This window comes from Bartonella sp. AA2SXKL, from assembly GCF_042197205.1.
GTDB lineage: Bacteria > Pseudomonadota > Alphaproteobacteria > Rhizobiales > Rhizobiaceae > Bartonella.
In genome coordinates, this window is sequence record NZ_JBHIRN010000002.1 from 105,540 (window position 1) to 113,526 (window position 7,987).

Annotated in this window: 6 protein-coding genes and 1 pseudogene; all 7 read left to right on the forward strand. The window is 39.9% G+C overall.

Annotation, left to right across the window (positions count from 1 at the left end):
• The first annotated feature begins 1,438 nt into the window (after positions 1–1,438).
• A complete protein-coding gene (gene ruvC, locus ACFINS_RS01695; protein ID WP_375611756.1) occupies positions 1,439–1,954 on the forward strand; it encodes a crossover junction endodeoxyribonuclease RuvC in 516 nt (171 codons plus the stop codon).
• Between the two features lie 13 nt (positions 1,955–1,967).
• A complete protein-coding gene (gene ruvA, locus ACFINS_RS01700; RefSeq protein WP_375611757.1) occupies positions 1,968–2,582 on the forward strand; it encodes a Holliday junction branch migration protein RuvA in 615 nt (204 codons plus the stop codon).
• A 13-nt stretch (positions 2,583–2,595) separates the two neighbouring features.
• Positions 2,596–3,690, forward strand: a complete 1,095-nt coding sequence (ruvB, locus tag ACFINS_RS01705) for a Holliday junction branch migration DNA helicase RuvB (RefSeq protein WP_375611758.1) — start codon at positions 2,596–2,598, stop codon at positions 3,688–3,690.
• Positions 3,691–3,901: 211 nt separating this feature from the next.
• Complete coding sequence (ybgC, locus tag ACFINS_RS01710; protein WP_375611759.1) at positions 3,902–4,342, forward strand: tol-pal system-associated acyl-CoA thioesterase; 441 nt, start codon at positions 3,902–3,904, stop codon at positions 4,340–4,342.
• Between the two features lie 1,718 nt (positions 4,343–6,060).
• Positions 6,061–6,774 carry a protein TolQ gene (gene tolQ, locus ACFINS_RS01715; RefSeq protein WP_375611760.1) on the forward strand — a complete coding sequence of 238 codons (714 nt, stop codon included), beginning with the start codon at positions 6,061–6,063 and terminating at the stop codon, positions 6,772–6,774.
• A 15-nt stretch (positions 6,775–6,789) separates the two neighbouring features.
• Positions 6,790–7,242, forward strand: coding sequence for a protein TolR (gene tolR, locus ACFINS_RS01720; protein WP_375611761.1), 453 nt, complete (start codon positions 6,790–6,792; stop codon positions 7,240–7,242).
• Positions 7,243–7,349: 107 nt separating this feature from the next.
• Positions 7,350–7,987: pseudogene (locus ACFINS_RS01725) on the forward strand (cell envelope biogenesis protein TolA); the annotation flags it as partial.

Below are 7,987 nucleotides of genomic sequence, written 5' to 3' on the forward strand. Positions count from 1 at the left end.
TTGCGTTTAGAAGCGCGCATTTTTTTCATTTAGAGATGCTGCTGTAGTTTAAGCGTTCTGGTCAATAAGGGGCGGCTGTAGTTTAAGCGATGATAATCCAGTGGGAAAATAAATCGAATTGCTCAAAACAGCCTTTGGGCGTGCTGAGAATAATAGCTCCTTGCTTCTTTCTTGCGATATTTAGAGCAGTATACCCATTTTTTTTACAACCGAAATTTCACAACTAAAACTAATCTAGAGTGCTTTTTTCTGCCTAATTTCTATTTGAGCGTAGGAAATATCTTGAGCTTATAGCTGAAGGGTATAGGTATTGATTGTAAATTATGGCATGGAATAGGATATGGTTGGTCTTTGTGGGAAATCGGCTTTGGTTGATTGCAGCTGGAACAATTTCTGTTGATCTATCGTGTGATTTTGTTTTGGCTCTGATAATGATCTGGCTCTAAGATAGAGTAGGGGCTTGTACATCAATTTATTTATGCTCTATAATTTATGCCTATAAAGCTGCTGTAAAGTGTGTGTTATGAGGATGATACACATTGTTACAGTTTTTGGGCTTCTTTTGTTTTGAATGGAAGTTATTTTTCCTCGCGTAAAATAAAATATCCAAAATAAAGTGCCATATAATGAATGTCCTATAGGCTCTCTGTGCCCCCATGCAATGTCCCTCTCTACGCGATGTCATTGTGGTGTGATGGGTATATTCAAAAACACCTCTCAGTTCTTATTCACATCCGTTGAGCCTCTCTCATCTTTACGCTTGCAAAGGAAAAAGCCGGCACGATCATCATCTTTGCCAGTCCCCAATGTTGCAGCAGCCTTTGGAACTTGAGACAATTCATTAGAGGAATTATTTTTAGTCCTTTCTTGTACAGTTTCACTCTATACGGCAATCCCACGTTTCATATGTAAGAGAATGGTTTTGATTGCTTCAATATAAACAGATTTGTAATGAGAAAATCTTAGGATATTCGGGATTCTTATGCAACATACAAAATAATTAATTATCTTTATAAATCAACGTGTTGTCTTGTTATGCTAGCGTCATGCTATAATGTAAAAAGTTTTCGTAAAGTGTGTAGCATCTGTTTCATAGCCTCTTTACACATTATGAATGTGCAATTCAGCATTCTCTCTTTGCTCGCTTGCGATGTTTAACCGTTATGGCATTGGATATGATATAGAAAGGGAATTTTTATGCTTTAGAGGGTGCTTGATCGGGTGCTTGCTTGTGATGTGTGAATGGTTTTGACTGATTTCAGTTACGCTTCATAAAGTATGTTTCATAAAGATGCTGTTCGTTGCGTGTTATAATTGTATAAATTTGGGGGGATGATTATCTTTTTACTGGTTTTGTCTTGGGTTGCTGGTTTCTTTGTGGTCTTGTCTTTATTCACATCTTTATTCACAGGGGGGAAAAGTGTATAGACTGTAGTTTATGGCAGAGACGATTCGTATTATAGGCATTGATCCCGGATTACGGCGTACAGGGTGGGGCGTTATCGATGTTGCGGGTAATCGTCTTCAGTTTATTGCAGCAGGGACGGTTTCTTCTGATGTACAGTGTGAGCTGGCTTCCAGACTATGTCAGATCCACAAAGGTCTTTCAGAGGTTGTGCATCAATTTATGCCCCATGAAGCCGCTGTAGAACATGTATTTGTCAACAAAGATGCTACAGCAACTTTAAAACTTGGCCAAGCGCGTGCAATTGCACTACTGGTTCCTGCGCAAGCAAATCTTCCTGTTTTTGAATATGCGCCCAACAAAGTGAAAAAATCAGTTATTGGGGTTGGACATGGGGCTAAAGAACAAATCCATATGATGGTCAAAGTTCTCCTCCCACGGGCTGAATTTGATAGCAGTGATGCGGCTGATGCTCTTGCTCTTGCTCTTTGTCATAGTATGCACCGTAACAGTATTGACCGATCTTATCAGGCAAGGATAGCGATATGAGTGGGGTGGCAACATGATTGGCAAATTAAAGGGCACTCTTGAACATATCTTTGATGATCATATCCTTCTTGATGTTCACGGTGTGGGGTATGTTGTTTTTGTGTCAAATCGGCTGCGTCCTTCTTTACCCTCTGTTGGGGAGGCGTTAAGCCTTTTTATTGAAACGCATGTTCGGGAAGACGCAATCCGCCTTTTTGGTTTTGCTACAAGAGCTGAACAGGAGTGGTTTTGTCTTCTACAAAATGTTCCTGGAGTAGGGGCAAAGGTTGCTTTGGCAATCTTGGGTACTTTATCGCCAGATGAACTTGCACAGGCTATTGCTTTAAACGATGTTGCGATGATTAGTCGAGCGCCGGGCGTTGGTAAAAAAGTCAGTGAAAGAATTGTGGGTGAACTGAAAAGTAAAACACTCCCCTTTGAACAAGCTGTCAAGACTGTTTCGGTTTCTCAGCGTGAGATGACCAATCAACCTGCGCATGATGCGCTTTCCGCGTTGATGAAGCTAGGGTTTGAACGGGAGCATGCATCTCGTGCTCTTGCTCTTGCGATGAACGCTCTTGAGGGGGAAACTGTTTCTTCTGCCCTGCTGATCCGCCATAGTCTCAAATTGCTTTCTTCTCCTACTTAAAATCAAGGTAACAATGCATAAAGATGAAGATAAACGCCTTCTGGGTTCCGCCCCCCTTCCTAACGATCCAGATCGTTCCTTGAGGCCACAAGTTCTCGATGACTTTATTGGTCAAGAAGCGGCGCGGGCTAATTTAAAAATATTTATTGAAGCAGCAAAAACGCGGCAAGAAGCGCTGGATCACGTTTTGTTTGTAGGGCCACCGGGGTTGGGAAAAACAACGCTTTCACAGATTATGGCAAAAGAATTAGGCGTTAATTTTCGCTCTACTTCAGGGCCGGTCATCGCTAAAGCAGGAGATTTAGCCGCTCTCTTGACCAATCTTGAAGAACGTGATGTCTTGTTTATTGATGAAATTCATCGCTTAAATCCGGCGATTGAAGAAATTCTGTACCCAGCAATGGAAGATTATCAACTTGATTTGATCATTGGGGAGGGGCCGGCCGCACGCTCGGTGAAAATTGATCTGGCTAAATTTACTTTGGTGGCAGCAACCACACGTTTGGGGCTTTTAACCACACCTCTACGAGACCGTTTTGGCATCCCAATTCGTCTCAATTTTTATACGATAGAAGAATTGGAATATATTGTGCAGCGTAATGCACGACTTTTTTCCGTCAAGATCAGTGATGATGGTGCTCATGAAATTGCACGCCGAGCACGGGGAACCCCTCGTATTGCCGGACGGCTTTTACGGCGCGTTTGTGATTTTGCTTTGGTTAAACAAGCAAAACAAATTGACCAAAAAATCGCCGATGAAGCCCTTTCGCGCCTTGAGGTTGATCATCTTGGGCTTGATCCGCTTGACCGCCGCTACTTGCTCCTGATTGCGGAAACTTTTTTAGGGGGGCCGGTGGGGATTGAAACAATTGCTGCTGCTTTATCAGAACCACGCGATGCCATTGAAGATATTGTTGAACCGTATTTGCTTCAACAAGGTTTTATTCAAAGAACCGCTCGTGGACGCATTCTAACTGAAAAGGCTTGGAGCCATTTAGGGCTTTCTGCTCCAGCCTCTACAACGTCTATACAAAGGCGTTCTCAACTTTCTGATGCTCAAGACAATTCATCACTTCAGACATCTTTATGGGATGGGGAAGATGACTAAGGCATTCTCTTTATTAAAAGAAACTATGTGAATATTTTATAGCAAGGTCATAAAATACAAGAGACGTGCCTTCTTTTAGCATATTCTGGCTAAAAAGGTTTGGCACTATTAAAGATTTTTTGCTTTTCACAACTTCAACACAAAAATGTGTTCAATCTTTTGATTGATAGATAATTTGCTATATTAGATGATTTTATGGGATATGAAGTCGATGACAGAAATAACACCTTTTAAGAGCAATCATACAAACGCTTTTCATAATTTTCAGGTCCGCGTTTATGTTGCGGATACAGATTTTTCCGGTGTAGTTTATCATGCGCGTTATCTTGAGTTTTTTGAACGAGGACGTTCAGAGTTTTTACGGGATACCGGTTTTAATAATAAGATGTTAGCAGCAGGGGGTGAGGGGGAAAAACTGTTTTTTGTTGTTCGTCATATGGAAATTAATTTTTCAAGACCCGCTAAAATTGATCATCTTTTAGTCGTTAAAACACGTGTTACTCATATCCAAGGGGCCCGCTTTTTTATGGAGCAATCTATTTTGCATGAGATGACTACGTTGGTAACAGCCAAAGTTGAAATTGCTCTGATTAATGAGGAGGCAAAACCGCGACGTTTACCCAAAGAACTTTTTGCAAAAATGCTTGGTTAAAAGTGTGATTCATTGAATTAGCGAGTTTCAGGAGAGATCAGCAGATATAAAGTAATCTATAATCTAAGACTATACATTTATCATAGCCTAGATGTTTTCTAACAAGGTTACACGATACAGCAAAAGAAAGCACCTCTGCTACAATAACTACAATAAATTGAAGATGATATCCCACAAAATTAAACACGCCCTATCCATGTTATGATTCAAAAACAATGTCATATCATCCATTTTCTTCTATAAACTCAAGATATTTTCTTTCTTTTGAAGAAAGGTTTGTTGGCATCGGAAAGCAGCGAAAAAGTACAAAATATAAAAAGAAATAAAAATGGATTAAGATTTATTTTTATAAAAATGCACATACCCAGCGCAATATTGCAATAAAGTGATAATAAGCCATTAGGTCGAAAATTGTCTTAAAAACACCCAAAGGGTGTTTTTAAGCAATTTGATTTGTTTTTTTTACTGGATTGTCATTTGGCATCACAAGAGCGCGTGTTTCATCCATTTCTATCTATAATGCATCACTTTATGTGCGCTTCTAAGCGTAGTGAATGAGTGAGAGATCAATGTATACAAAGCAGAAATGCATTCTTGCATTTAAAGTTTCAAAAGCATATTATTCTATATAATATATTGACTTAAAAAGATAAATTATCACTTCTCACGGGTACAAACCCTAATAGAGGAATAGAATAAAATACTTTCATTTCAAATCTGTTCATGTTGAAACAATTAAAATCATTTGCTTATACATCATAAGAGAACAATATAAGCCATTGAAAAAATTGTAAAAATGTTCCTTATGGATCATTCTCAATGCAATAATGATCAAATATCGCAAGTGAGCAAAGAGAGCGAAGAAGCCGGTTTTCATGAAGTAAAGATATGAAAAGGCTTTTTTCATGTCACAGAAGCTTGTACGTTATACCATGGTACCAGAGAGATGATAGGCATTGAAAGGGGCTAATTCACAACACAATGAGATTACATGAGACTTACACTAGATTATATAGGACTTATAGGGGGCCTGGGTGAGGTGCATTGTTGTGAGGCGTTTTAGGGTGGTTTAGTGTCGTTTTTTGTGCCCGATGGTGTGATCTTATTAAAGAATGAGAGAAACAATAGCCTGAGGCAAAGCGTCATCTTTTATGATGATAACATATTTATTTACAATGATAATTCATTGCGTTGTCACTTTCAGATAATTCTGAAACTTGTAAAATTTTTTCTTTTCAAGCTCTATTGCCGCGAATTAATCAAAAACATTTTCTTACATGTCACAAGCGGAGTTGGTGAGTGGGTACAAAAACACTTAAGAAAGGAATAAAATGCTTCTTATGAATCTTTTCAAGTGCTAAGACTTATTGCAGCATTTTAAGCTAGAAACGCGTATGATGATTTAGCGTTCTTTTCATAAGCGTAAAGATGGTGGTGCATAATAGATTTTATATCATGCATTTTTATATCTTTTATTTTTATAGCATTTATGGAGAAATCCTGATCGTTATATTTTTCATAAATGCTGTTGTGAAATGAGAGGGGCGTGCATTGAGGGATGTCTCTCGTCATCACTTTTTAAGGAAATTTAAGAAACAAGTCTTGTTTTAGCGCATGGATTTATGTGAGACTAGAGTCTTTACTTAAATTTAGAAACTATAAAATAATCTGTTTTATAAATTTTAAAAATGCATCTTTCATTTAGAGGGACAAAAATTATGCCGCATTTAGAACTAACGAATCCAGAAACAATTGGAATGTTGCATTTGTTTATGCAAGCGAGTTGGATCGTGAAAGGTGTTATGATCGGGTTGCTGCTCGCTTCTATCTGGAGTTGGGCAATTATTTTTGATAAAATTTTTACGTATCGGAGAATACGGCGTGAAATAAAGCAGTTTGAACGCACATTTTGGTCTGGCAAAGCGCTAGAAGATCTTTATGCATCATGCAAAAGTCAACGTACCAATAGTATATCCGCAGTTTTTATGGCAGCAATGGTTGAATGGAAAAAATCTCTTGAAAAAGGGACCCATACATCGAAAAGTTTGCAGAGCAGAATTGATAAGGCTATGGATTTGACGCTGGGACGTGAAAGTGAAAAAATAGAATCAAAATTAAGTTTTCTTGCGACACTGGGATCTGCGGGACCTTTTATCGGACTTTTTGGAACAGTTATTGGTATTATGGAGTCTTTTCTTTCTATTTCAGCTTCTCAAAATACATCACTTGCCATTGTCGCGCCAGGGATTGCAGAAGCGCTTTTGGCAACCGCTATTGGTTTGTTTGCAGCAATTCCAGCTGTTATTGCTTATAACAAGTTGACTCATGAAAGTGCGCGCATCATTGCACAAATAGAAAATTTTGCCGATGAATTTTCAACAATTGTATCGCGGCGTATTGATGAAACACGCACAGCACCTTCCTCTTTATAAAAAGGATCTTATCCCATGGGCTTTTCTGTTGCTTCTTCTTCTCGCAAAAATACACGTAGGCGGCATCATTCACGAAGCCAACTGATGAGTGAGATCAATGTCACTCCTTTTGTGGATGTCATGCTGGTCTTGTTGATTATTTTTATGGTCTCTGCCCCCCTTTTAGTGAACGGTGTTCCTCTAGATTTGCCTCGTAGTCAAGCGGGTCCCGTACGAGCTCAAAAAACACCTCTTACGGTTTCACTTGACGCGCAAGGGCGCTTTGCCATTAATCAAGATTATTATGAAACGTCACAGTCCCTGATTGCACACCTGAAAACTCTTCTGGAAGCAGATGCTACACAAAAAGATCAACGGGTTTTTGTACGGGTTGCTAAAACTGTTGAATATCAGCAAGTATTAAAACTGCTGGCAGATATTCAAAAAGCGGGGTTTTCTCAAGTCGCGTTAGCAAGTTTAGCACAATAAATAATAAGTAATAAAATTGTGCATAACCGGTTGTTTTTAAGATGTTTTTAAAAGAGCATAGAGTGATTAAAAATGAAAAAATGTAAGGCATAAGTAAGGCATAAAGAATGAACAAAGACTCCTATCATAGTATGAAACGAGGCTTGGCTTTATCCCTTGTGGTCCATGTCATTTTTCTCAGTTGGGGAGCCGTTCAGTTTACAAACTCTGTCTCTTTACCACAACCGTTGGAAGCAATTCCCATCACTCTTGCTCCTTTGGTGGACGAGTTTTCCTCTCAACAAGGAGCCGTGAGGGCTCCTATCCATGCAATCCCTGCCGTCAAACCAACTATGCAGCCACAAGAGAAAGAAGATGCACGCCATATTGGAGAGGGACAAATAGATAGTCTTGCACCATTTCAACCAAAGGAAAAGCCGCGTCCCGTTGAAACAGCATCGCCACCATCAAGCGAGAACACGTCAGAAACATTTGCACCCGAACTTACAAAACCAGAATTATTAGAAGCAAAAACAGAGGATGCACCCAAGGTTGCGCCTGAGATGCCTTTGGAGGCACCACCGGAGGATGCGCCCAAGGCTGCACCTGAGATGCCTTTGGAGGCACCACCGGAGGATGCGCCCAAGGTTGCGCCTGAGATGCCTGTGAGAGTACCGGAAGATGAGCCTAAGGTTGCGCCTGAGATGCCTTTGGAGGCACCGGAGGATGCGCCCAAGGTTGCGCCTGAGATGCCTTTGGAGGCACC

What these genes read in the sequence shown, in the direction of transcription:
- ruvC (WP_375611756.1), top strand. Translation starts at nt 1,439, where the DNA reads ATGGCAGAGACGATTCGTATTATAGGCATTGATCCCGGATTACGGCGT.
- ruvA (WP_375611757.1), top strand. Translation starts at nt 1,968, where the DNA reads ATGATTGGCAAATTAAAGGGCACTCTTGAACATATCTTTGATGATCAT.
- ruvB (WP_375611758.1), top strand. Translation starts at nt 2,596, where the DNA reads ATGCATAAAGATGAAGATAAACGCCTTCTGGGTTCCGCCCCCCTTCCT.
- ybgC (WP_375611759.1), top strand. Translation starts at nt 3,902, where the DNA reads ATGACAGAAATAACACCTTTTAAGAGCAATCATACAAACGCTTTTCAT.
- tolQ (WP_375611760.1), top strand. Translation starts at nt 6,061, where the DNA reads ATGCCGCATTTAGAACTAACGAATCCAGAAACAATTGGAATGTTGCAT.
- tolR (WP_375611761.1), top strand. Translation starts at nt 6,790, where the DNA reads ATGGGCTTTTCTGTTGCTTCTTCTTCTCGCAAAAATACACGTAGGCGG.